Here is a 21,548-nt window from a genome sequence, read left to right on the forward strand (position 1 = left end):
TCTCGGCATTCCTGCTCTCCATCCTCGGCACGTTCATCACGCGCAGCGGTGTGATCTCGAGCGTGCACGCGTTCTCGCAATCCGAAGTTGGCTATTGGTTCCTCGGCTTCCTGGTCATTGCGATTGCGGTGACGGCGTATCTCGTGTCGACGCGGTTGTCGGATCTCCGCGCCACGGCGGAGCTGGAGAGCATGGTGAGCCGCGAGGCGACGTTCCTGTTCAACAACCTGCTGTTGTGCGGCATCGCCTTTTCGATTTTATGGGGGACGCTGTTCCCGATCCTGAGCGAGGCGGTGCGCGGCACGAAGATCACTGTGGGTCCGCCGTTTTTCAATTCGGTGAACATCCCGCTCGGCCTCGGCTTGCTCGCGCTCACCGGGATCGGACCGCTGATCGCGTGGCGGCGGGCTTCCGTTAGGAACCTGCGCCGGCAGTTCACGGGCCCGGTAATCTGCGGCGTGCTCGTGGGCGTGGCGCTGCTGGCCGGCGGGATGCGCGCCTACTACTCCGTGATGTCGTATGCGTTGGGCGGATTCGTGCTCGCCACGATTCTGCAGGAATTCCAGAAGGGCACCTCGGCGCGGCACCGGATGTACGGCGAGCCGTATGTGATCGCGCTCTTCCGTCTCGTGGCGCGCAATCGCCGGCGCTACGGCGGGTACATCGTGCACATCGGCGTGGTGGTGCTGTTCGCTGCGTTCGCCGGTCTCGCGTTCAAGAAGGAATTCGACGTCACGCTGCGCGCCGGGCAAACGTTTTCCGCGGTAGACGGCTTCGGCGATCATTGGACGTTCGTGAGCCAGGGCGTGTCCGACTACGATGAGCTCAACCGGCACACGACCGCGGTGCTGCTCGAGGCGCGGCGCAACGGCAAGTTCGTGGGCATGATCAAGAGCGAGAAGCGTCAGTACATCGACAGTCAGGGCAACCCCACGTTCGAGCCGGCGACGGAAGTCGGAATTCTCGACAAGCCGCACGAGGATGTGTACACGGTGCTCGCCGGCGTGATCGGCGAGGACACGGCGGAGATGCGCATCACGTTCAACCCGCTCGTGTGGTGGGTGTGGTATGGCGGGATGATCATGGCGTTGGGCGGCTTGATCGTGATGTGGCCGCAGGCCGAACGGCGCCGGGCGCAGGCGGGGTACGTGGCCCCGTTGGCGCCGGGATTCGTGGGCGCCGAGGCAGAGGCGGTGTCCTGATGCCGACCCGGCGGCAGTTTCTCGCTTCGTTAGGCGCAGGGATCGCGACGGCATCGCTCGCCCGCGCGCTGCCGGCCCAGCAGGGCATGCAGGGCATGAACACGGGCACGGCCAACGTGCCGATGAACGAGAATGCCTATCACAAGGTGGAGCTTCCGTCGCGCGGCACCGGTCCGTCGATGACCAACGTCCAACGGGACGCGCTGGAGCATAAGATCCACTGCCAGTGCGGATGCAACCTGGACATATTCACCTGTCGCACCACCGACTTCTCGTGCCAGGTGTCGCCGCCGATGCACCGCGACGTGATGGCGCTGGTCGCCGGCGGCTATTCCGGCTCCGAGATCATCGCGGCGTTCGTGAACGTCTACGGCGAGCGGGTGCTCATGGAGCCGGAGAAACACGGCTTCAACCTGGCCGGCTGGTTCATGCCGTTCGTTGCGTTAGGCGGCGGTACCGCGCTAGTGGTCGCGCTGCTGCGGCGCTGGCGGCATCCCGCGGCCGAACCGGAGCGTGTGACCGAGCTGCCGGTGAATGCGACGTCAGACGAGCTGGCGCGCATCGAACAGCTCGTCCGGCGCGACGACGCATGATCGCGCTCGTCCTGGGGACGGTGCTCGCCCTGGCCGCCCTCGCGTTCGTGCTCGTGCCGCTCTTCGTCGCGCCGCGCGCGGGCGCCGGCGCGCCGCACGCAGTCCCGTCGCCCGCGCCGGTCGATGCCATCGCCGCCCTGCGCGAAGTCGAATTCGACCGCGAAACGGGGAAGCTCTCTGATTCCGACTACGCAGCGCTCAAAGCCGAGTACACGCGCGACGCGCTTGCCGCGCTCCGGGCGCAGGACGCGGCGCCGTCGAGTGTCAGCGACGCCGAGGTCGAAGCGATGATTCTGGCGTACCGCGCGCCGCGGAAGGCGTGCGCCACGTGCGGTCCGCGGCCGGAAGCCGATGCGATTTACTGCTCGGCGTGCGGCCGGTTCCTGCCGGGGGCGTGCGCGCGCTGCGGGGCGGAGGTCACGGAGCCCGGCGCGCGCTTCTGTCCGGCCTGCGGCGCCACGCTCGCGGCCTAACGGCCTGCGGGCTTACAGCTCCAGCCGTTCGAGGCGCCACACGGCAACCGAGAGCGGCACGAAGGTGCCCGCCAGGCACACCGCGAGCGCAAGCGAGAAGCCCACGACCATGTCCGTCGGATCGGCCACCGTGCCGAACGCTTCCTGGCTCAGATACGAGTAGACGGGCCGGGCCTCGAGCAGCACCACGGCGCCGATCAACACCGCCGACGACAACATGAACACGAGGCCGCCGAACGAGGTCGGAATTTGCGCGGCGCTCTCCGACTCGTAGCGCGGGAAGATCGCGCCTAACCCGAGCGCCAGGCCGGCGACGGCGAACGTCAGGAACGCGATCGTGAACACGGACACGGCGAAGATGAACGGGCTCACCTGGAGCAGCGCATCGGTCACGCCGACGATCAGCAGCGCCAAGCCGAGCAGGGGCAGCGTGCCGCACCAGTACTTGGACCACAGCAGCTCGCGCATCGGCAGCGGGCTCGACTTGAGCAGCCACAGCGTGCGGCCCTCCACGCTCACCGAGGGGAAGATGAACCGCGCCGCGATCGATGCGAGCACGAAGCCCGACAACCCCAGATTGAGAAACGGCACCACGTTCACGAGCAGGAAGCCGATGCCCTGTCCCCGCAGCGGCAGGAACTTCACGTTGAACACGTACACCACCACGAGCACGGCGAGCAGAATGAGCTGCGACCATTGGGTGGTGTCCCGAAAGAAGACGCGCACTTCCTTGCACACCAGCTCCCGGCGCAAAATGCCTAACGGCCTGAGCGCCAGCCGGCCGGCGCGCGGGAGCACGCCCGTGCGCGCCCACTGTTGCGCGCTCTCCTGCGCCTTCGAAAATCCGCCGGCGTAGAGCGCGCGGTGGAGCATCGCGCCGAGTACCACCGCGGCCGCCGCCGTGCTCCACAACAGATACAGCGGCAAGACGTCGAGCCGGTCCGTGAGCGCCGTCATGATCGCGCGCTGCACCCAGTCGCTGGGCAGAAAGGGCGACGTCGGTGTCCGCAAGAGCGCGATGAAATCCACCAGCGACCGCAGGCCTTCGGGCCGGGCGAGCTGCTCCGGGCGCAGGAGCCGGAACAGCACCACCAGCGCACCCACTGCGATGAGCGTCACGACGCTGAGCAGATCCTTGGTGCGGCGCGCCGGGAAGACGTTGACGAGCAGCAGCGTCACGGCTGCGCCGACCGCCGCCGGAACGATCAGGTAGGGCAGCATCGTGCCTAACGCGAGCAGGATGAAGCTCACCCCGCCGTCGTAGACGAAGCCGTAGGCGGCGAGGATCGGCACGGCCATCAGCACGACCATCCAGCTCGAATGGACGAGCGTCTCGAGCAGCTTCGCGCCGTAGAGCGTCAGCCAATCCACCGGCGCCGAGGCGAGCATGTCCAGGTCGCGCGCCAGAAAGAAGCTCGACAACGCCGTGATGATGTTTGAAATCAGCAGGATCGCGAAGAAGCTGAGGAACACCAGGCCTAACAGCTTGCCCGCCAGCAGCGCCCCGATTTCCGGCGTGTTCTTGAAGTACCGCAGCAGCCGCACCAGCACGAACATGATGCCGGCCCAGAACGCCACGCCGATGACGCCCAGCAAGAGCCACCGCCAGGCCGTGCCGCGCGCCGATGCGGTCGCGCGCTGGCGGTTCCGCACCGTGCGGAGCTTCGGCGACAGCACGTGCGCGAGCGTCGGCGACGGGATCGCCTGGCTCGCCGCGGCCTCAGGCATCCAGCACCTCGACCAGCTCGCGCGCCGCGCGCTCGCCGGTGAGCTGCAGGAAATAGCTCTCCAGATCGTGCTGGCCTAACGAGGCAGCGGTCGCCATCAGCTCGGCCACCGTGCCCGACGCCCGCACGCGTCCGCCCTGAATGATCGCGATGCGGTCGCACACATCCTCGGCGATCTCGAGGGTGTGCGTGGACATGAGGATGGTGTGTCCCCGCCGCGTGTACTCGCGAAACAGGTCTTTGAGGATGCGCGACGCCTTGGGATCGAGTCCCACCATCGGCTCGTCCACCACGATCACTTCGGGGCGGTGCAGAAACGCGCTGGCGATGATGAGCTTCTGCCGCATGCCGTGGCTGTAGCTCTCGACCAGCTCGTGCTTCCACTCCGACAGATCGAACAGCGCGAGCAGCTCATCCATGCGCCGGTCGACGGCCGCGCCATCCTGGCTGTACAACCCGGCGACGAATCGCAGGAACTCGGCGCCGCTCAACTTCTCGTAGATGAATGGCCGGTCCGGGATGTAGCCGAGCTTGGCCTTGGCCGCGGTGGGGTTGGCGGTGATGTCGATGCCGCCGATGCGGACGGTGCCGCTGGTCGGACGGAGGATGCCGGCAATCATGCGCAGCGTGGTCGTCTTGCCCGCTCCGTTAGGCCCGAGGAAGCCGAACAGCTCGCCGGCCGGCACCTCGAGGTCGAGCGCGTCCACGGCCGTGAAGGCGCCGTATCGCTTCGTGAGTCCGTGCAGCTGGATCATGGAGTAGTGGAAGGAGTGGGGTCCGCCCGGACGTCGCGCGGCGTCGCGCGCGCCCAGTTGCTGTACGCCAACTCGTAGGCCGTCCGCCGCATCTGCATGCCCGGAATCGGATCGGCCCACACCATGCGGCCGCTCTCGTCGATCCATCCCGTGAGGCGTCCGCCGTTCTGCTCTTCGATGTGCCAGGCGTGCACCGAATCCTGATGCGCGACGATCCAGCGCCGCCCCGTCCGGTCGAACGTCGCACTGTCCGGCAGAACGAACAGCGACTCGGCCGTGACCGCGATCGTCGTCAGCGACGAGGAATCGGTTGCCGGATCGAACACATCGTAGGTGAAGCGCTGCCCGACCTTCGGCCGGTCGCCTAACGCAATGACCATCGGCACCATCGTCGGCAGAAACAGCGGAGCCGACAGTTTCACGCGCCGCGTGACCGGCCGCGCATCCTTGGCCGAAATGCTGAGCGACAACAGCGTGTCGTTCACGACCGTGCCGCACGCCTTGTACGGCCCCGCGTCCGCGCCTAACTCGTAGCAGAAGCCGGTCAGCCGCAGCGCCCGCGTGAGCGATACCTCGAGACGCGCCGCGAACCGCGCGCCCCCGCTCACATTGGCAACCACGACATCGGAGATGCGCACGCGCGTCTCGGACGTGTCGATCGTCGACGAGGCGAAGCCGATCTGGCTCGTCCCGTCCGACACTTCGTAATAGTCGGCGCCCGGTGACACGAAGAGCGCCGCGCGCGCCAACTTCGCCGCCTCGCCGCCCGAGAACTGTCGCCGCGCCAACGTCACCAGCCCGCCCGCCCAGAGCGTCAGGATCGCGCCCGCTGCCATGACGCGCGGCCGCATCACCGCGCCGCCCTCGCGAGCGCCGACTGAAACACCTCGAGCTCCAGCGGCGACTCGACGATGATGGTAATGCGCGACGGATACCGCATGCGCGCGACGTGCTGCGCCGCCACCGACGCCATGAGCTCGGCGCTGTCCTCCAGCACGAGATTGCCCGCGCCTAACCCGAACGGCGCGAACGCCAGGTGCTCGATCTGCCAGTCGGCCGCCCGCTGCAACGCGCTGAGCAGCGCGCGACGGACCCCGCCTTCGCTGACCGACTCGCTGGCGCTCGAGACCACGGCACTCACCAGCAGCTCCACCGACAGATCGCCCGCGCCCGTGACGACCGCCGAGCCGACAGCCAGCGCGTCATGCGCCGTCAGCTGTTGCCGGAGTCGCGACCCACCGGCCTCCTCGAGGCGACGCAGCAGCGGCGTCGTCGCGCGCAGCTCGTCGGTCACGGGCCAGGCGATGGCGTCGGCTGTCACGAAGGCGAGATCTTCGACGCGCACATCGATCGTTCGCTCGGCCGCCGCCGTTCGATCGCCGGCAGTCACGGCGAGGTCTCCTCGCCGATCCAGGCGAGGTAACGGTCGAGCCCGGTAACCACGGGCAGCGCGAGGAGCTCGGGCAGCTTGTACGGATGGAGCTCGGCGAACGCTCGTTCGATCTCGGGGAGCCGATCGGCTCTCGTCTTGAGAACGACGACCACTTCATGCTCGTCAGCGAGCTTGCCTTCCCACCGATAGAGCGAGCGAGCGCCGGGGAGAAGCGTGCCGCACGCGACGACCCGGCGGTCGAGGAGCGCGCGGATCAGGCTCACGGCGTCGTCGTCGCTCGAGACGGTGGTCAGCACGACCAGGGCGTCCGGATGCGGCATGCTGGTTTCACGGAGTAGACGGTACGACGGCAGGATAGTGTATCGCCGTGCGGGAATCTAAGCGGCCAGGCGGTTTCCGTCTCGACTACCGCGGAACCGGTTGGACGTCCGCTTAAGGACGACCGAGCACGTGATCCGCAAACGACTTACACGATTCTCGCGGCGGCCCGCGCGCGCCGCGGGATGCGGGCTCTTGACGCCGGCGCGGGTCGTCCCCATCTTCACCTAGACATCTATGCCTAGCAGGTTAGGTGACGCGTGCCGACGAGCAAGAGCGACGTTCTCCAGGGTACCCTCGATCTCCTCGTGCTGCGCACGCTCGATGTGCGCGGCGCGCTCCACGGGTACGCGATCACCCAGCACATCCAGCGCGGATCCGCCGATCGCCTGCGCGTCGAAGAGGGATCGCTGTATCCGGCGCTGCACCGTATGGAGCAGGCGGGCTGGATCCGCGGCCGCTGGGGCACCACCGAGAAGAACCGGCAGGCGCGCTTCTACGCCATCACCGCCGCCGGCCGCCGCCAGCTCGCCGAAGAGCAGGCGAGCTGGGAGCGCCTAACGGACGGCGTGAGCCGCGTCCTGCGGTTCGCCTGACCCGACCACACTGCCGATCCGCAGACACCGGAGCGACCCATGTCATGGTTCCAACGCTTCACCAATACCGTGCGCGGTCGCGCGCTCTCGCGGGATCTCGATCGGGAGATGGCGTTCCACATCGCCGAGCGCGCCGATGACCTCGCGTCGCGTGGGATGACCGCGGACGACGCGTCGCTCGAAGCCCGTCGCCGTTTCGGCAACCGCACCGTCCACACCGAGCGCGCACGCGACCGCGACGTCGTGCTATGGCTCGAGTCGCTGCTCGCCGATACCCGCTACGCGGCGCGCGCGCTGGTCGCCAACCCGGGCTTCACCACCGTTGCGGTCATCTCGCTTGCGTTAGGACTCGGCGCCAACACCGCGATCTTCACGCTCGCCAATACCGTGGTCCTGCGGTCGCTGCCCGTGCGCGATCCGCAGCAGCTCGTGCTCCTGGACATCCGGGACACCAAGCACGCGGCGGAGAAGGGTGATCCGTACTTCACCAACCCGATTTGGGAGGAGATTCGAGACCACACCCACGTGTTGTCCGGCTCCTTCGCCTACGCCAACCGGACCTTCGACCTGGCGAACGGCGGCATTGTGCGGCACGCGACCGGCGCGGTGGTGAGCGGCGCGTTCTTCAACGTGCTCGGTGTGCAGGCAGTCGCGGGACGCCTCTTCGGCCCAAGCGAGGACGTGCGGGGATGCGCCGGTGTGGCCGTCGTGAGCGGCGGGTTCGCCGAGCGGGAGCTCGGCGGCGCAGCAAGTGCGGTTGGGCGCACGTTGTCCCTCGACGGCCATCCGGTGCCGGTCGTCGGCGTCGCCGATCCGCGCTTCTTCGGCATCGAAGTCGGTCGCAAGGCCGATGTGTTCGTGCCGTTGTGCACCGTCGACCTGCTCGATGGGCCGCACGCCCTCGATGAGCGCTCGCGCTGGTACCTCGAGGTGATGGGCCGAGCGCCCGGCCTAACGCCGGAGATGGTGAGCGCCAGGCTATCCGCAGCCGCGCCGGGCATCTTCCAGGCGACGCTTCCAGCCGATTGGTCGAAGGCGAGTCAAACGCACTATCTGTCCCAGGTGTTCGGCGCACGTCCGGCCGCCGGTGGTCTGTCCGAGCTGCGCAATCAGTACGCACACCCGTTATGGCTGCTCATGGCGGCTGTCGGCGTCGTGTTGATGATTGCCTGCGTGAACATCGCGAACTTGCTGCTGGCGCGCGGCGCAGTGCGGCAACGCGAGATCGCGATCCGTCTGTCGCTCGGTGCAGGGCGCTCGCGCGTCCTCCGCCAGCTGTTGAGCGAGAGCGTGCTGCTCGCGCTGATCGGCGCCGCGTTGGGCGCGGTCTTCGCGCACTGGGCGGACCGCGTGATCGTGGCGTGGATCTCCACGCGGCGCGAACCCGCGCTGCTGGATCTGTCGATCGATTGGCGCGTGCTCGGCTTCACGATCGTGGCTGCGTTAGTCACGGCGGCGTTCTTCGGTCTGCTGCCCGCATGGCGCGCGACGCGCGTCGATCCACAGATCATGATGAAGTCCGGCGGTCGGAGCGTGACCGGCAGTCGCCGCCAGCGCATCAGCCGGCCGCTCGTCGCGGCGCAACTCGCACTCTCGTTGGCGCTGGTCACGGGAGCGGGTCTCCTGCTCGCGACCTTCCGCAATCTCGACGCGGTGGACCCCGGGTTCCGTCGCGATGGCGTCTACATCGTCCAGACCGATTTCGCCCACGTGGCGTCCGATACGGCGCGAGAGCCCGTCATGGAGCGTGAAGTGCTGGAACGACTCGCCGCGATTCCCGGCGTGAAGAGCGTGAGTCAGTCCGCGTTCACGCCGATGAGCGGAGCGGGCTGGAACGATTTCGTGCTGACGCCCGGCTATTCCGCGCACGATAACAAGGACTCGCTCTCCTATTTCAATGAGGTGGGCGGGGGATTCTTCTCGACGATGGGCATGCGGCTTCTGTCGGGCCGCACGTTCCGCGAAGGGGACGGCGACGCTCCGACCACGCCGGCGATCGTCACGCGCACCATGGCGCGTCACTTCTTCGGTGTGGACAACCCAATCGGCCGCACGTTTCGGAGGCCCGTGGCAGACTCGGCGTCGGCGCCGTACGAGATCGTCGGCGTCGTTGGCGACAGCAAGTACAACACACTCGACGAGACGACGCAGCCGATCGTGTATCTTCCGTTAGGCGCCAAAAGCGGCATCCGGGGTTGGACGCAGTGGAATTACGAGCTGCGCAGCGACCTGCCCATGTCGACCATCTTGCCGGCGGCGCGCGACGCCATTGTCGGTGTGAGCCCGACCATCGAGCTCGACGCCACCACGCTCTCGGCGCAGGTCGAGGCAACGCTGGCACGCCCCCGCCTCCTGGCCACGCTGTCCGGCTTCTTTGGCGCCCTCGCGCTCGTGCTCGCTGTGGTTGGCCTCTACGGCACGCTCGCCTATGACGTCGCGCGTCGCCGCAACGAGATCGGGATTCGCATGGCGCTTGGCGCCGCGTGGCGCGACGTCGTGCGCCTCGTGCTTCGCGACGCGGGAGGGATTGTGGCCGCCGGGATCCTCGCGGGAGCAATACTCTCGCTTGGCGGTTCCCATCTCGTGTCGTCGTTGTTGTATGGCGTCGCGCCGCAGGACCTTCGCACGCTCATTGGCGCGGTCCTGGTCCTGGCCTGCACGGCGCTCGTTGCCACGATGCTGCCGGCCTGGCGCGCCGCTCGAACCGACCCGACGGAGGCGCTGCGAGAGGAATGACCGCCCGCAGGCCGGGCGAATGACCCGCCGCTTGTAACGCGGCTTGCGGACGGTCACTTTTCACGGGTTATGCCCGAAGAGCGGCTGATCGTTCGCGGCGCGCGCGAACACAATCTCAAGAACATCGACATCGCGATTCCCCGCGACCGATTGACGGTGATCACCGGTCTCTCGGGCTCGGGGAAGTCGTCGCTGGCGTTCGACACGATTTACGCCGAAGGTCAGCGGCGCTACGTCGAGTCGCTGTCGGCGTACGCGCGACAGTTCTTGGGCCTCATGGAGAAGCCGGACGTCGACGCGATCGAAGGGTTGTCGCCGGCGATCTCGATCGAGCAGAAGTCGGCGGGGCACAATCCCCGGTCGACGGTCGGCACGGTCACCGAGATCTACGATTATCTGCGTCTGCTCTATGCCCGCGCCGGAACCCCGCACTGTCCGAATTGCGGGCGGGCGGTCGAGCGCCAGAGCGCGACGCAGATCGCGGATACGATTCTGACGTGGCCGGCCAACACGCGCATCGAGGTGCTGGCGCCGCTCGTGCGCGGGCGCAAGGGCGAGTTCCGCGATCTGCTCGAATCGGCGCGCAAGCAGGGATTCGTGCGGGCGATGATCGACGGCAAACTCATCGAGCTCGCGAGCCCGCCCAAGCTGGCCAAGACGCAGAACCACAGCATCTCGGTGATCGTCGACCGCCTGGCGGTGCGCGAGGAGGATCGCGGCCGCCTAACGGACTCGCTCGAGACCGCGCTCAAGCTGGCCGACGGGCTCGTCGAAGTGGCCCGCCACGGCGGCGAGGGCTCGCCGGCGTCGCAGATTTTCTCCGAGCGGTACGGGTGCCCCGAATGCGGCATCTCGCTCACCGAGCTCGAGCCGCGACAGTTCTCGTTCAACTCGCCGTTCGGCGCCTGTCCCGAATGCGGTGGGTTAGGCACGCGCCGCGAGGTGACCGAAGAGCTCATCCTCGGCGATCCGCGCATCTCGATCCTCGAGGGCGTCATTCTTCCGTGGGGCGAGCCGACGGGCCATTTGCGCAAGTCGATGCTCCCCGCCCTCGCCAAACAATACAAATTCGATCTCAACGCGCCGTGGGGCGAGCTGCCGCCGAAGGTGCGCGAGGTGATTCTGCACGGCACCGCGGGGCGCAAGACCACGTTCCGTCTCGACACCGAGCGATTCCACGGCGAATACCAGGGCGCGTGGGAAGGCGTGCTCTCGCTCGTGCAGCGCCGCTATCGCGAAACGACGTCGGATGCCGTGCGCGTGGAGCTCGAAGAGTTCATGGTCGAAGCCCCGTGCACTGCGTGCGGCGGCCGTCGCCTCAAACCCGAGTCGCTCGCGGTCACCGTGGGCGGCAAGAACATCGGCGAGCTGGTCGAACTGTCGGTCACCGCGGCGCTGCGGTTCTTCGAGTCGCAACCGCTCCGGTCTAACGGAAAGCCGGGGCTCGATGCCTCCATCGCCGGACCGATCCTCAAGGAAGTGAAGGAGCGGCTGCGGTTCCTTGCCGACGTCGGGCTCGACTATCTCACGCTCAGTCGGTCCGCCGAATCGTTGTCGGGCGGCGAGGCCCAACGCATTCGGTTGGCAACGCAGATCGGGTCGCGGTTGGTCGGCGTGCTCTACATCCTGGACGAGCCGTCGATCGGTCTGCACCAGCGCGACAACGCGCGGCTCCTCGCGACGCTGCGCCAGCTGCGCGACCTCGGCAACACGGTGATCGTGGTCGAGCACGACGAAGAAACGATGCGCGAGGCCGATCACCTGATCGACCTGGGTCCCGGCGCCGGCCGCCACGGCGGCGAGGTCGTCGCGCAAGGCACGGTGGACGAAGTCGCGCACAATCCCGCGTCGCTCACCGGCCGCTACCTGAGCGGCGAGCTGCGCATCGACGTGCCCGCACCCGACGAGCGCCGTGCGCCCCAGCGTGGTCGAGCGCTGCGCGTCGAGGGCGCGCGCGCACACAACCTGGCCAACCTGACCGTCGACTTCCCGTTAGGCCTGTTCGTCGCCGTCACCGGCGTGTCGGGGTCCGGCAAGTCCACGCTCGTCGAAGACATCGTCCACCGGTCGCTCGCGCGCCACTTCTATCGCGCGCGGCTCATCCCCGGCGAGCACGACCGCATCCTGGGACTCGAGCACATCGACAAGGTCATCGACATCGACCAGAGTCCCATCGGCCGCACGCCGCGAAGCAATCCGGCAACCTACACCGGCCTGTTCACACCGATCCGCGAGCTGTTCGCCGAGCTGCCCGACGCCAAGATCCGCGGCTACGGACCGGGACGGTTCTCGTTCAACGTGAAAGGCGGGCGCTGCGAGGCGTGTGAGGGCGACGGCCTGGTGAAAATCGAGATGCACTTCCTTCCGGACGTCTACGTCCCGTGCGAGGTGTGCAAGGGCAAGCGCTACAATCGGGAGACGCTCGAGGTCCGCTTCCGCGGCGCGTCCATCGCCGACGTGCTCGACATGACGGTCGAAGACGCGGCCACGTTTTTCGCCAACCAGCCGCGCGTTAGGCAGAAGCTCGAAACGCTCGTCGACGTCGGCCTCGGGTACGTGCATCTGGGGCAGAGCGCCACCACCCTCTCGGGCGGCGAGGCCCAGCGCGTCAAGCTGGCCACCGAGCTCTCCAAGCGCGACACGGGCCGCACATTCTATATCCTCGATGAGCCCACCACCGGACTCCACTTCGAGGACGTCCGTCTTCTGCTGCGCGTGCTGCATCGCCTGGTCGACAAGGGCAACACGGTCCTCGTGATCGAACACAACCTCGACGTGATCAAGACCGCCGACTGGATCATCGACCTCGGTCCGGAAGGCGGCGCCAACGGAGGACGGATCATCGCCACGGGGACGCCGGAGGCCGTCGCGAAAACGCCGGGCTCGTCGACCGGCGATTTCCTTCGCAGAGTCCTGGCGCAGCCGGCGAAACCTCTGGCCGCGCGCACGCGGGCTCGTCGCGTGGAGGCGGAGACGGCGCATCAATGATCGTCGCGCGCTCCGTTCCCGATTCCGGATTCCGGAGCCGAGCGCCGATGAGCGCTGCCATCGCGTAATGGTTTCGATCCTGGACATCATCGGCCCGATCATGGTCGGCCCGTCGTCGTCGCACACGGCGGGGGCCTGCCGCATCGGACTGCTCACCCGGATGCTCGTCGGCGGCACGCCCGAACGCGCGCGCATCGAGCTCCACGGCTCGTTCGCCCGCACCGGCGAAGGCCACGGCACCGACAAAGCGATCGCCGGCGGCCTGTTAGGCATGCGCCCCGACGACGAGCGCCTGCGCGACGCCCTCGACATCATGGAGCGCGAAGGCCTCGACTATGCGTTCGAGAAAACGTCGCTCGACGACGACGCGCACCCCAACACCACGCGCATCACCGCGCTCCACGCCGGCTTCGAGGTCGTCGTCGTCGGGTCGTCGTTAGGCGCCGGCCGCATCCGCCTCACCGAGGTCGACGGCTTCCCCGTCGACATCTCCGGCAGCCTGCCCACACTCGTGCTCGTCGCCGAAGACCGCCCGGGATCCGTGGCGCGCATCGCCGGCGTCCTGGCGGAGGAGCGCATCAACCTCGCGACCATGCGCGTGACGCGAAAGGAGCGCGGCGGCGACGCGTTCATGGTCATCGAGCTCGACGACGCGCCGAGCGCCGATGCGACGAGCCGCATCGGCGCACTCGAGTGGGTGCGCTGGGTGCGCGCGCTGGAGAAGGTCGGAGCCTAACCCAATGTTCCGGTCGCTCGCCGATGCAATCCACGCCGCCGGATCGCGCCGCATGTCGCTCGCCGACGTCGCGCTCGAGGCCGAGGCGAAAGATCAGGGACGGGATCGCGCCGACATTCTCGCCGCCCTCGAGCGCGCGCTCCGCGTCATGCGCGGCGCCGTGTCGCGTGGTCTGGAAGGCGATCTGCACTCCGCCTCCGGGCTCGTCGGCGGCGACGCCGCAAAGTTGCGCACGAGCCGCGACGGGCCGCTGGCCAACACGGCCTTCCATGAGATACTGGCGCGCGCGCTGGCCGTGCAGGAAGTGAATGCGGCCATGGGCGTCATCGTCGCCGCGCCCACCGCAGGGGGTGCGGGCGTCCTCCCTGCGGTGCTCACGGGCCTCGCCGATGCGCGTGGACTCGACGACGCGCGCGTCGTGAACGCGCTCGCCACCGCTGGCCTCATCGGCGCCGTCATCGCTGAGCGCGCGTCGCTTTCCGGAGCGGAAGGCGGATGCCAGGCCGAAACCGGAGCGGCCGCCGCGATGGCCGCCGGGTCGGGCGTCGAACTGCTCGGCGGCACCCCCGTCCAGGTCGGACACGGTGTCGCGCTCACTCTGCAAGGCATGCTCGGCTTGGTGTGCGATCCGTTGGGCGGACTCGTCGAGCTCCCCTGCGTTTTTCGGAATGCGACGGGATCCGCCATCGCGCTCGCCGGCATCGAGATGGCGCTGGCTGGCATCACGTTCGCGATTCCCGTCGATGAAGTCATCGACACCATGGGCGAGATCGGACGCGCGATGGACGTGCGTTACCGCGAGACCGCGGGCGGCGGGCTCGCCGCGACGCCTACCGGCCGCCGACTCGCCCGCGAGCGTCTCGTACAGATTCGCCGCTCGACCCACTGATCGGCGTCTGTTGGCGGGTCGGCGATGCAAGTATCTTCCCGCCTAGGGGATGGACTTCGTGTGAAACGTCGTTCGCGCAGTCTGCGTACGGTGGAAGAGACGGAGCCCATGTCCGCGTTGCGAACAGGCATCACGGTGCACGGTGCTCGCGCTGCCAGACTCCGTCCCACGACCCCGAGTCAACGGCCCATGGTCACCAAAGAAGAGATCGAAGACTTCCTCGACCGCCTAGGAATAGATGGTGCGACCCACGCGGAGATTCATCCGGGCATGTGGATCGTGCGTCCCGGCGGCGAGCTCGACGCCGATGTGGTGGTCCACTACTCCCCACCGGTGCTCTTGCTTCGCATGAAAGTGATGGACCTGCCGAAGAACGCGCACGCGGGCGCAACGCTGTCGCGCCGCCTGCTCGAGCTCAACGCCAGCGAGTTGGTGCACGGCTCGTACGGCATCGAAGGCGATGCAGTCGTGCTCACCGAAGCAATGGAGCTGTCGCACCTGGATTACGAGGAATTTCTCGCGGCATACGAATCCATGACGCTTGCGCTGGCGTCCCACCTGCGCGAGCTCGCGCCGTACCGAGAGGATCGGTGAACCATGGGTCTTTTCGACCGTCTTTCATCGCTGATCAAATCCAACATCAACGATCTCATCTCCTCGGCGGAAAACCCCGAGAAGATGTTGAATCAGATTTTGATCGACATGCGTTCGCAGCTCGCCAAGGCCAAGCAGCAAGTGGCGGCGGCGATCGCTGACGAGCGCCGTTTGCGCGATCAGGTCGACAGCGAATATAAGGAAGGGCAGGAGTGGGAGCGGCGCGCCATGCTCGCCGTGCAGGAAGGCCGAGACGATCTCGCCAAGCAGGCGCTGCTGCGCCAGAACGAGCACTCGTCGCACGCGCAGCAGTTGGAGGCGACCTGGCAGGCGCATCAAGCGGAGACGGAGAAGCTCAAGAATTCGCTCCGTGATCTCAACGACAAAATCGAAGAGGCCAAGCGCAAGAAGAACCTGCTCATCGCGCGGCAGAAGCGGGCCGAGGCGCAGAAACAGATCCAGCAGACGATGTCGTCGATGTCGGAGAAGTCTGCGTTCGAGGCGTTCGAGCGGATGGAAGCAAAAATCGAAGACAACGAGCGCCGCATGCTGGCCAACGCCGAGATCGATGAAGAGTTCAGCGGCGACCGCCTAACGAAAGACTTCAAGGTGCTCGAGAAGGGCGCGGTGACCAACAACGCCGACGCGCAACTCCTCGCGCTCAAGCAAAAGATGGGCATGCTGCCGCAGGGCGCGCCGGCGCAGAACAAGCAGCTCGGCACCGGCGGCAACAATCGGCCGGCCGAAGAAACGGTGCACGCGGAAATCGAAGACGATCACAGCGGCGCACCCGGGGAGGGCAAGAAACCGGCGTGAGCGCGGCATCGGCTGGCGGTGGTACCGGCGGTACGAGTGCAGTGGGGGCGAGCGGGTCGTCGCGATTCCGTTTTGCCCCCATTCTCGCGGGCACCGTCATCACGCTGCTCGCGCTCTTGCTGCTCTACTCGACGGCCGAGCTGTTCCTCCTGCTCTTTATCGCCGTCCTCCTGTCGCTGTACCTCGGCGCGGTGGCCGATGGCATCCAGCGCCGCTTCGGATGGCCGCGCCGCGCCGCCGTAGCGTTAGGCATCGTCGGTTCGCTGGCCGTGTTCGTCGGCTTCCTGTGGCTGCTCGTGCCGCCGATCGTCGAGCAGACGCAAGCGCTGGTCAAGGTCCTGCCGGACACGATTCTCCGCTGGGACAGCGCGATCGATCAGGCGCTGGCGCGCAATCCGGCGCTCCGCTCGTTGTGGAATCCCGGCCAGCACCGCGTGCTGCTCGCCGTGTACGACCAGACGTCGCGCTACTTCACCGACGTGCTGCCCAAACTCTTCGGTGCGTTAGGCTTCACGATCGAGATCGTGTCCGTCGCGATCATGGGCGTGTACCTCACGCTGCACCCGGGGCTGTACCGCGAGTACCTCATCGCGCTCTTCCCGCCGCTGCACCGCGATCTCGTGCGCAACGTGCTGGCGGACCTGTCGCGCACGCTGCGCTCCTGGATCGTCGGGCAGCTGGCCTCGATGACGCTCCTCGGCGTCCTGACGACCATCGGCCTGTGGGCGTTAGGCGTCCCTTACTGGCTCACGTTCGGGCTCTTCGCCGGCGTGGCGGCCATCGTGCCGTTCTTCGGCACCCTCACCTCGACGCTCCTGCCGGCGCTGTTCGTCCTCGGCGCCTCCGGCGGGCCGGGCCGGGCGCTCGCCGTCATTGGGTTAGGCGTGTTCATCCACCTCATCGAGGGCAATCTCGTTTCCCCGCTCATCATGCAGCGCCAGGTGAATCTCCCCCCGGTGCTCACCATCCTGAGCGTGCTCATCATGGGGAAGCTGCTGGGACCCGTCGGGCTGCTCGTGGCCGTGCCCACGCTGGTGCTGGTGGACGTCATCGTACGCCGGGTGCTCATGAACCGGATTTACGAGGGCCACGGATTCCGGCGGCTGGTGCGCGATCGCGCCTTCATCGTCAAAGCGCCCGCGCCCGAAACCGACGTCGTCATCCCCGCGAACCCTCCCGACGTGCTCGCCCGCGCCGAATCGACGGCGGCCAAGCGCGTCGCCTAACTTACACCGATGCCGTCCGATCTTCGCTTCCTGATCCTCGTCGAGGGCCAGTTCGGCGCCCTCTCGTCCAAGACCGCCAACTCCTGCATCCGCTACACCCCGGATCGCGTCGCCGCTGTGCTGGATTCGCGCTTCGCCGGCAAGACCGTCCAGGACGTGCTGGGCTTCGGTGGCAGCATTCCCGTGGTGGGCGCCCTCGCCGACGGACTCGCGCGCTCGCCGACCGCCCTCCTCATCGGCGTCGCCCCGCAAGGCGGCCGCTTGCCTAACGATTGGCGTGCCACCATCCTCGGCGCCATCGACGCCGGTCTCGACGTGTGGAGCGGACTGCACACGTTCCTGAGCCACGACGAGGAATTCGCCGCCCGTGCCGCCGCGCGCGGCGTGACGCTGCACGACCTCCGCCTGCCACCGGACGACCTGCCCGTCGCCGGCGGACGGGTGCGCGATGTCGACGCCACGGTCATCCTCACCGTGGGCTCCGACTGCAACATCGGCAAAATGACCGCTGCCTTGCAGCTGCGCGACGGGCTCGCCCAACGCGGACGCGCCGTGCGCTTCGCCGGCACCGGCCAAACCGGCATCCTCATCGAAGGATGGGGCATCGCCGTCGACGCCGTCATCGCCGACTTCATCGCCGGCGCCGCCGAACGGCTCGTCGTGGAGGCGGCCGAAGGCGCCGAGATCGTGCTGGTGGAAGGCCAGGGATCGCTCATCCACCCGGGGTACTCCGGCGTCACGTTAGGCCTGTTGCACGGATCGCTGCCCCACGCGCTCGTGCTCTGCACGCAGCCATCTCGCACCACGATCACCAATAACCCGTGGGTCAAGATCCCGCCGCTTCGCGACGTCATCGCAATCCACGATACCATTACCAGAGCGTTGCGACACGCGCCGGTCATCGCCGTCTGCCTGAATACGTACGACCTGTCGGAGCAAGCGGCCCGCGATGCGATCGCACGCGCCCGCGATGAGACCGGCTTGCCGGCCACCGACCCGGTTCGCTTCGACAGCGAGCCCATCGTCCAGGCGATCGACGCATTCCATGCGCAGCGCGCGCGCAATGTTTCGCCACGCGCCGCGGCAATTCGCTAACGGTTCCTCTCCAACACACCGCGAGATTGTCGCCTGACTCTCGCGGCGGCGCCCGGCGGCGCCTCTGCCCCATGTGGTCGCATACACAGGTGGCCGATGTCTCGCATTCAACCGTCAGCACCGTCCCAGTACGAGTTTGCGTTGGTCATCCGCGGACTCCACAAATCGTTTCTCGCCGGCGTCCAAGGGTGCCAGGCCCGCGTTGCCGTGCTGACCGGCATCGAGATGAGCGTCCGCGCCGGAGAAATCGTGGGCCTCTGCGGCGCCGTCGGCAGCGGCAAAACCACACTGCTCTTGTGTCTGGCTGGCCTCCTGCGACCCGATGCCGGCACCATCAGCGTGTGCGGATCGCAGACCGGACGCCTGGCGTCCTACATCGGTCCCGTCTCGTGGAGCAACTCGCGCCTCTCCCCCAGCCAACACCTCGCTCGCGCTCTCGCCGCCGCGACGCCGGTGCTCCTGCTCGATAGCGTGCTCGCCGACTTGTCCAGCGGCGCTCGCATCTTGTTAGGCGAACTGGCGAGTCGCGGGATGAGCATCGTGCTGGCAGAGCGCGAGGCCGACGCCCTCGCGCCGCTGGCCGGCCGGATCATGACGCTTCGCGAAGGGACACTCCGCACATCGGGGCCCGAGCCGCACCGGAGCACGCGCAGCCCCGCGCGCGTCGCGGAGCCGAACGCGCGGGAAGGGCTACTGTGATGCCACTCCCCGCGACCGACCTCAGCGCAGATATCGCTCGGCGGCGCGAGCGAGGGCATCATCACCTTCGGCGCGCGCATGGGCCAGGATCCGCTCCACCTCGTCGCGCAGCGCGTCGGCGCCCCAGTAATAGCCGGTCGCCTCTTCCGCGCTCGCTGTCTCACCATCCAGCGATGCCCGCAACAGCACATCCGCCGCGGCCGCCGCGAACGATGCGTCACCCCTCGGCGGCAAGTCGAAGCGCCTGCGTGGACCTCCGCCAGCGGCATCCTCATTCACGAACGCTCGCGACATCCGGCCCTCTGGTCACGCCCCTGCATGATGCGTGGAGAATGTTGTACGGCAGCCCGTTGGCCGCCTTACAAAGCCGCGTTCCGTTGACCGACTTCCCCGCGCCGCCTAGCTTGCCCGCTCGACGCCCCGCCGGTCTCTTGCAACTCGAGAGCATGCCCGACTTCCGTCTCTACAATACTATGTCCCGCAGCGCGGAACCCTTCGCGCCGCAAGACGGTCGTACCGTCCGCATGTATACCTGCGGTCCCACCGTCTACAACCCAGCCCACCTCGGCAATTTTCGTACGTTTTTGTTCGAAGACCTTCTGCGCCGCACGCTGCGCCTCGCAGGCTGGCAGGTCTACCAAGTCATGAACATCACTGATGTCGACGACAAGATCATCGCCCGCGCCGACTCGTCGGGGAAAACGATCTCGGAAGTCACAGAACCCGTCACCGACATCTTTCAGCACGACCGCGAATTTCTCCGCATCGAGCCCGCAGAGATGTACCCCAAGGCAACCGAGCACATCGGTGAAATGATCGCCCTCGTGCAGCAGCTCGTCGAAAAAGGACTTGCCTATCAGGCGGATGATCGCTCGGTCTACTTCGCCATCGCACGATTCCCGAGTTACGGCCGTCTGTCGCGACTCGACACCCGCACCATTCGCCCAGGCGCTCGAGTCATCGCCGACGACTATAACAAAGAAGACGTTCGCGACTTCGCGCTCTGGAAAGCCGCCAAACCCGAAGACGAGCGAACCCAAGCCGCATGGGACTCCCCATGGGGTCGCGGTCGCCCTGGTTGGCACCTCGAGTGCTCGGCCATGGCCAGGAAATACTTGGGCGACACGCTCGACATCCATGGCGGCGGCGTCGACCTCATCTTTCCGCACCACGAAGATGAGATCGCCCAGTCCGAAGGCGCGACCGGCGTCACCTTCAGCCGGTTCTGGTGCCATGGCGAATTCTTGCTCACCGACGGCGAGAAAATGGCCAAGCGCGTCGGAAACGTCATGAGCGTCGCCGATTTACGAGACGCCGGCGTCGGCGCCGCGGCACTCCGTCACTTCGTGTTCTCGGTGCGCTATCGGCAGCAGCTCAACCTCACCGAAGAAGCCCTCGAGGCGTCCCAGCGCGCAGTCCGCAGGGTCGGCGAATTCGCCGGCCGCCTCTCGGCGGCCACGTCGGGTACGCCCGGTCTCGGCGAAGCAGCGGACACACTCGAACGCGACGCCAAAGCGGCACTCTTCGACGACCTCAACGCGCCACAGGCCCTCGCCGCACTCTTCGACTTCATTCGCCGAGCGAACAGCGAGCTCGACCAGGCACATGGGAACGACAAGACGGCGCTCGACAGGGCCCGGTCCGCGTTCGCGATGGTCAACGGCGTCCTCGACATCGTTCCGGATGCGCCGTCCGTAGATCCGGACCTCGAAGGCTGGGTCGCATCCAAGATTTCCGCGCGAGAACAGGCGCGCGCACGGCGAGATTTCAACACCGCCGACAGTATCCGCCGGGAGATCGAAGCGCGTGGCATCGCCATCGAAGACACACCGCTCGGCACCAAGTGGAAGAGGGTGCGGTAACGAGAGATAGCTCACCCCTCGCGCTTGACTGCTTTTCGAGCGGTGAGTATGCTACATGTCTCGCGCAAAAAGGCCGTGTGCTGACGTAGCTCAATTGGCAGAGCACCTGATTTGTAATCAGGCGGTTGCGAGTTCGATTCTCGCCGTCAGCTCTGGAGCGTCAGCGCGTCGTGAGATGATTGCGACATCGGTCCATGCGGCTGCGAGCGGGCACGGTGGGGTACCCAAGCGGCCAACGGGAGCAGACTGTAAATCTGCCGGCTTAACGCCTACGAAGGTTCGAATCCTTCCCCCACCACTGGGTGATGCAGTTGGTCGCTCTCGAGGCAGTGCCGGGGATGGGATACGGTTCGCCGCTCGCGTCTTCGGTCGTTAGGCAAGATGAGTCGGGTAGTGCGGGAGTAGCTCAGCTGGTAGAGCGCAAGCCTTCCAAGCTTGATGTCGCGGGTTCGAGCCCCGTCTCCCGCTCCTGGGTGGTTGCGTGGAGGGCGATGTACGGGGCACGCCGTCAGCAGGATCAACGAATCGCGCCGGAGCGAACACCGCTCGCGTAGCTCAGTTGGTAGAGCACACCCTTGGTAAGGGTGAGGTCATCGGTTCAATCCCGATCGCGAGCTTGATCACCGACCGAGAGCAGTGGACAGCCCGAGCTGTCCCGATGCAGGAGATGGACGAGTTTACCGTTAGGCGAACACCAACGACGAGCAGAGAACGCAGCCATGGCCAAGGCAAAGTTTGAGCGGACGAAGCCGCATGTGAACGTGGGGACGATTGGGCACGTGGACCACGGGAAGACGACGTTGACGGCGGCGATCACGGCGATCCAGGCGAAGAAGGGGTTGGCGCAGTT

Annotated in this window: 21 protein-coding genes and 4 tRNA genes; 19 read left to right on the top strand and 6 right to left on the bottom strand. The window is 67.0% G+C overall.

Annotated elements, in window-relative coordinates:
* From VFW04_19270 to VFW04_19280, 3 genes are all read left to right on the top strand, one after another.
* Nucleotides 1–1,202 (top strand): cytochrome c-type biogenesis CcmF C-terminal domain-containing protein (locus tag VFW04_19270; protein ID HEX5181481.1); only part of this gene is annotated, 1,202 nt, incomplete at its 5' end.
* On the top strand, nt 1,202–1,795 hold the full coding sequence (locus tag VFW04_19275) for a cytochrome c-type biogenesis protein CcmH (GenBank protein HEX5181482.1): 594 nt from the start codon (nt 1,202–1,204) through the stop codon (nt 1,793–1,795). The genes VFW04_19270 and VFW04_19275, both read left to right, overlap by 1 nt.
* Nucleotides 1,792–2,268, top strand: coding sequence for a zinc ribbon domain-containing protein (locus tag VFW04_19280; protein HEX5181483.1), 477 nt, complete (start codon nt 1,792–1,794; stop codon nt 2,266–2,268). Before VFW04_19275 ends, VFW04_19280 begins: the two co-directional genes overlap by 4 nt.
* A gap of 12 nt (nt 2,269–2,280) precedes the next feature.
* On the opposite strand, the gene VFW04_19285 is transcribed toward VFW04_19280, so the two are convergent.
* From VFW04_19285 to cutA, 5 genes are read right to left on the bottom strand one after another with little or no spacing between them, the layout of a single operon-like run.
* Nucleotides 2,281–3,996 carry a hypothetical protein gene (locus VFW04_19285; protein ID HEX5181484.1) on the bottom strand — a complete coding sequence of 572 codons (1,716 nt, stop codon included), beginning with the start codon at nt 3,994–3,996 and terminating at the stop codon, nt 2,281–2,283.
* Nucleotides 3,989–4,750: an ABC transporter ATP-binding protein gene (locus VFW04_19290; protein ID HEX5181485.1), complete on the bottom strand. Its 762-nt coding sequence runs from the start codon at nt 4,748–4,750 to the stop codon at nt 3,989–3,991. The genes VFW04_19285 and VFW04_19290 overlap by 8 nt, the downstream gene beginning before the upstream one ends.
* A complete protein-coding gene (locus VFW04_19295; protein HEX5181486.1) occupies nt 4,747–5,604 on the bottom strand; it encodes a hypothetical protein in 858 nt (285 codons plus the stop codon). Before VFW04_19295 ends, VFW04_19290 begins: the two co-directional genes overlap by 4 nt.
* Nucleotides 5,601–6,140: a macro domain-containing protein gene (locus VFW04_19300; GenBank protein HEX5181487.1), complete on the bottom strand. Its 540-nt coding sequence runs from the start codon at nt 6,138–6,140 to the stop codon at nt 5,601–5,603. The genes VFW04_19295 and VFW04_19300 overlap by 4 nt, the downstream gene beginning before the upstream one ends.
* Nucleotides 6,137–6,463: a divalent-cation tolerance protein CutA gene (gene cutA / locus VFW04_19305; GenBank protein ID HEX5181488.1), complete on the bottom strand. Its 327-nt coding sequence runs from the start codon at nt 6,461–6,463 to the stop codon at nt 6,137–6,139. Before cutA ends, VFW04_19300 begins: the two co-directional genes overlap by 4 nt.
* Nucleotides 6,464–6,721: 258 nt before the next feature.
* Between cutA and VFW04_19310 the strand changes: the two genes are divergently transcribed.
* From VFW04_19310 to VFW04_19355, 10 genes are all read left to right on the top strand, one after another.
* The gene (locus VFW04_19310) at nt 6,722–7,057 is read left to right on the top strand and encodes a PadR family transcriptional regulator (protein HEX5181489.1); all 336 of its coding nucleotides are present in this window, start codon (nt 6,722–6,724) and stop codon (nt 7,055–7,057) included.
* 39 nt (nt 7,058–7,096) lie between these two features.
* Nucleotides 7,097–9,793, top strand: coding sequence for an ABC transporter permease (locus VFW04_19315; protein ID HEX5181490.1), 2,697 nt, complete (start codon nt 7,097–7,099; stop codon nt 9,791–9,793).
* 69 nt (nt 9,794–9,862) lie between these two features.
* On the top strand, nt 9,863–12,781 hold the full coding sequence (gene uvrA, locus VFW04_19320; GenBank protein HEX5181491.1) for an excinuclease ABC subunit UvrA: 2,919 nt from the start codon (nt 9,863–9,865) through the stop codon (nt 12,779–12,781).
* Between the two features lie 67 nt (nt 12,782–12,848).
* Nucleotides 12,849–13,517: an L-serine ammonia-lyase, iron-sulfur-dependent subunit beta gene (gene sdaAB / locus VFW04_19325; protein HEX5181492.1), complete on the top strand. Its 669-nt coding sequence runs from the start codon at nt 12,849–12,851 to the stop codon at nt 13,515–13,517.
* 4 nt (nt 13,518–13,521) lie between these two features.
* Nucleotides 13,522–14,406, top strand: a complete 885-nt coding sequence (gene sdaAA / locus VFW04_19330; GenBank protein ID HEX5181493.1) for an L-serine ammonia-lyase, iron-sulfur-dependent, subunit alpha — start codon at nt 13,522–13,524, stop codon at nt 14,404–14,406.
* Nucleotides 14,407–14,595: 189 nt separating this feature from the next.
* The gene (locus VFW04_19335; GenBank protein HEX5181494.1) at nt 14,596–15,000 is read left to right on the top strand and encodes a YbjN domain-containing protein; all 405 of its coding nucleotides are present in this window, start codon (nt 14,596–14,598) and stop codon (nt 14,998–15,000) included.
* A gap of 3 nt (nt 15,001–15,003) precedes the next feature.
* Complete coding sequence (locus VFW04_19340) at nt 15,004–15,816, top strand: PspA/IM30 family protein (GenBank protein HEX5181495.1); 813 nt, start codon at nt 15,004–15,006, stop codon at nt 15,814–15,816.
* Nucleotides 15,813–17,042: an AI-2E family transporter gene (locus VFW04_19345; protein ID HEX5181496.1), complete on the top strand. Its 1,230-nt coding sequence runs from the start codon at nt 15,813–15,815 to the stop codon at nt 17,040–17,042. The genes VFW04_19340 and VFW04_19345 overlap by 4 nt, the downstream gene beginning before the upstream one ends.
* Nucleotides 17,043–17,051: 9 nt before the next feature.
* Nucleotides 17,052–18,137 carry a DUF1611 domain-containing protein gene (locus tag VFW04_19350; GenBank protein ID HEX5181497.1) on the top strand — a complete coding sequence of 362 codons (1,086 nt, stop codon included), beginning with the start codon at nt 17,052–17,054 and terminating at the stop codon, nt 18,135–18,137.
* Between the two features lie 96 nt (nt 18,138–18,233).
* Entirely contained in the window at nt 18,234–18,836 is a 603-nt protein-coding gene (locus VFW04_19355) for an ATP-binding cassette domain-containing protein (GenBank protein ID HEX5181498.1), read from the top strand.
* Between the two features lie 21 nt (nt 18,837–18,857).
* On the opposite strand, the gene VFW04_19360 is transcribed toward VFW04_19355, so the two are convergent.
* Nucleotides 18,858–19,070 carry a hypothetical protein gene (locus tag VFW04_19360; protein HEX5181499.1) on the bottom strand — a complete coding sequence of 71 codons (213 nt, stop codon included), beginning with the start codon at nt 19,068–19,070 and terminating at the stop codon, nt 18,858–18,860.
* 212 nt (nt 19,071–19,282) lie between these two features.
* Here VFW04_19360 and cysS point away from each other — a divergent pair, with 212 nt between their 5' ends.
* The 6 genes from cysS to VFW04_19390 form a co-directional block, all read left to right on the top strand.
* Nucleotides 19,283–20,698, top strand: a complete 1,416-nt coding sequence (cysS, locus tag VFW04_19365) for a cysteine--tRNA ligase (protein HEX5181500.1) — start codon at nt 19,283–19,285, stop codon at nt 20,696–20,698.
* A 79-nt stretch (nt 20,699–20,777) separates the two neighbouring features.
* Nucleotides 20,778–20,850 (top strand) — tRNA-Thr (locus tag VFW04_19370).
* Between the two features lie 62 nt (nt 20,851–20,912).
* Nucleotides 20,913–20,996: transfer RNA gene (locus VFW04_19375), tRNA-Tyr, on the top strand.
* 97 nt (nt 20,997–21,093) lie between these two features.
* A tRNA-Gly gene (locus VFW04_19380) sits at nt 21,094–21,166 on the top strand.
* 76 nt (nt 21,167–21,242) lie between these two features.
* A tRNA-Thr gene (locus tag VFW04_19385) sits at nt 21,243–21,315 on the top strand.
* 102 nt (nt 21,316–21,417) lie between these two features.
* Nucleotides 21,418–21,548: GTP-binding protein (locus tag VFW04_19390; GenBank protein HEX5181501.1), on the top strand; the 131-nt coding region annotated here is incomplete at its 3' end.

The organism is Gemmatimonadaceae bacterium (assembly GCA_036273715.1).
Lineage (GTDB): Bacteria > Gemmatimonadota > Gemmatimonadetes > Gemmatimonadales > Gemmatimonadaceae > JADGGM01.

Bases quoted from the DNA above. Each gene is read 5' to 3' on its own strand.
- VFW04_19340 (HEX5181495.1), top strand. From the start codon at position 15,004: ATGGGTCTTTTCGACCGTCTTTCATCGCTGATCAAATCCAACATCAAC.
- sdaAA (HEX5181493.1), top strand. From the start codon at position 13,522: ATGTTCCGGTCGCTCGCCGATGCAATCCACGCCGCCGGATCGCGCCGC.
- VFW04_19290 (HEX5181485.1), bottom strand. From the start codon at position 4,750: ATGATCCAGCTGCACGGACTCACGAAGCGATACGGCGCCTTCACGGCC.
- VFW04_19355 (HEX5181498.1), top strand. From the start codon at position 18,234: ATGTCTCGCATTCAACCGTCAGCACCGTCCCAGTACGAGTTTGCGTTG.
- VFW04_19350 (HEX5181497.1), top strand. From the start codon at position 17,052: ATGCCGTCCGATCTTCGCTTCCTGATCCTCGTCGAGGGCCAGTTCGGC.
- VFW04_19285 (HEX5181484.1), bottom strand. From the start codon at position 3,996: ATGCCTGAGGCCGCGGCGAGCCAGGCGATCCCGTCGCCGACGCTCGCG.
- VFW04_19335 (HEX5181494.1), top strand. From the start codon at position 14,596: ATGGTCACCAAAGAAGAGATCGAAGACTTCCTCGACCGCCTAGGAATA.
- cysS (HEX5181500.1), top strand. From the start codon at position 19,283: ATGCCCGACTTCCGTCTCTACAATACTATGTCCCGCAGCGCGGAACCC.
- VFW04_19275 (HEX5181482.1), top strand. From the start codon at position 1,202: ATGCCGACCCGGCGGCAGTTTCTCGCTTCGTTAGGCGCAGGGATCGCG.
- cutA (HEX5181488.1), bottom strand. From the start codon at position 6,463: ATGCCGCATCCGGACGCCCTGGTCGTGCTGACCACCGTCTCGAGCGAC.
- sdaAB (HEX5181492.1), top strand. From the start codon at position 12,849: ATGGTTTCGATCCTGGACATCATCGGCCCGATCATGGTCGGCCCGTCG.
- VFW04_19280 (HEX5181483.1), top strand. From the start codon at position 1,792: ATGATCGCGCTCGTCCTGGGGACGGTGCTCGCCCTGGCCGCCCTCGCG.
- VFW04_19315 (HEX5181490.1), top strand. From the start codon at position 7,097: ATGTCATGGTTCCAACGCTTCACCAATACCGTGCGCGGTCGCGCGCTC.
- uvrA (HEX5181491.1), top strand. From the start codon at position 9,863: ATGCCCGAAGAGCGGCTGATCGTTCGCGGCGCGCGCGAACACAATCTC.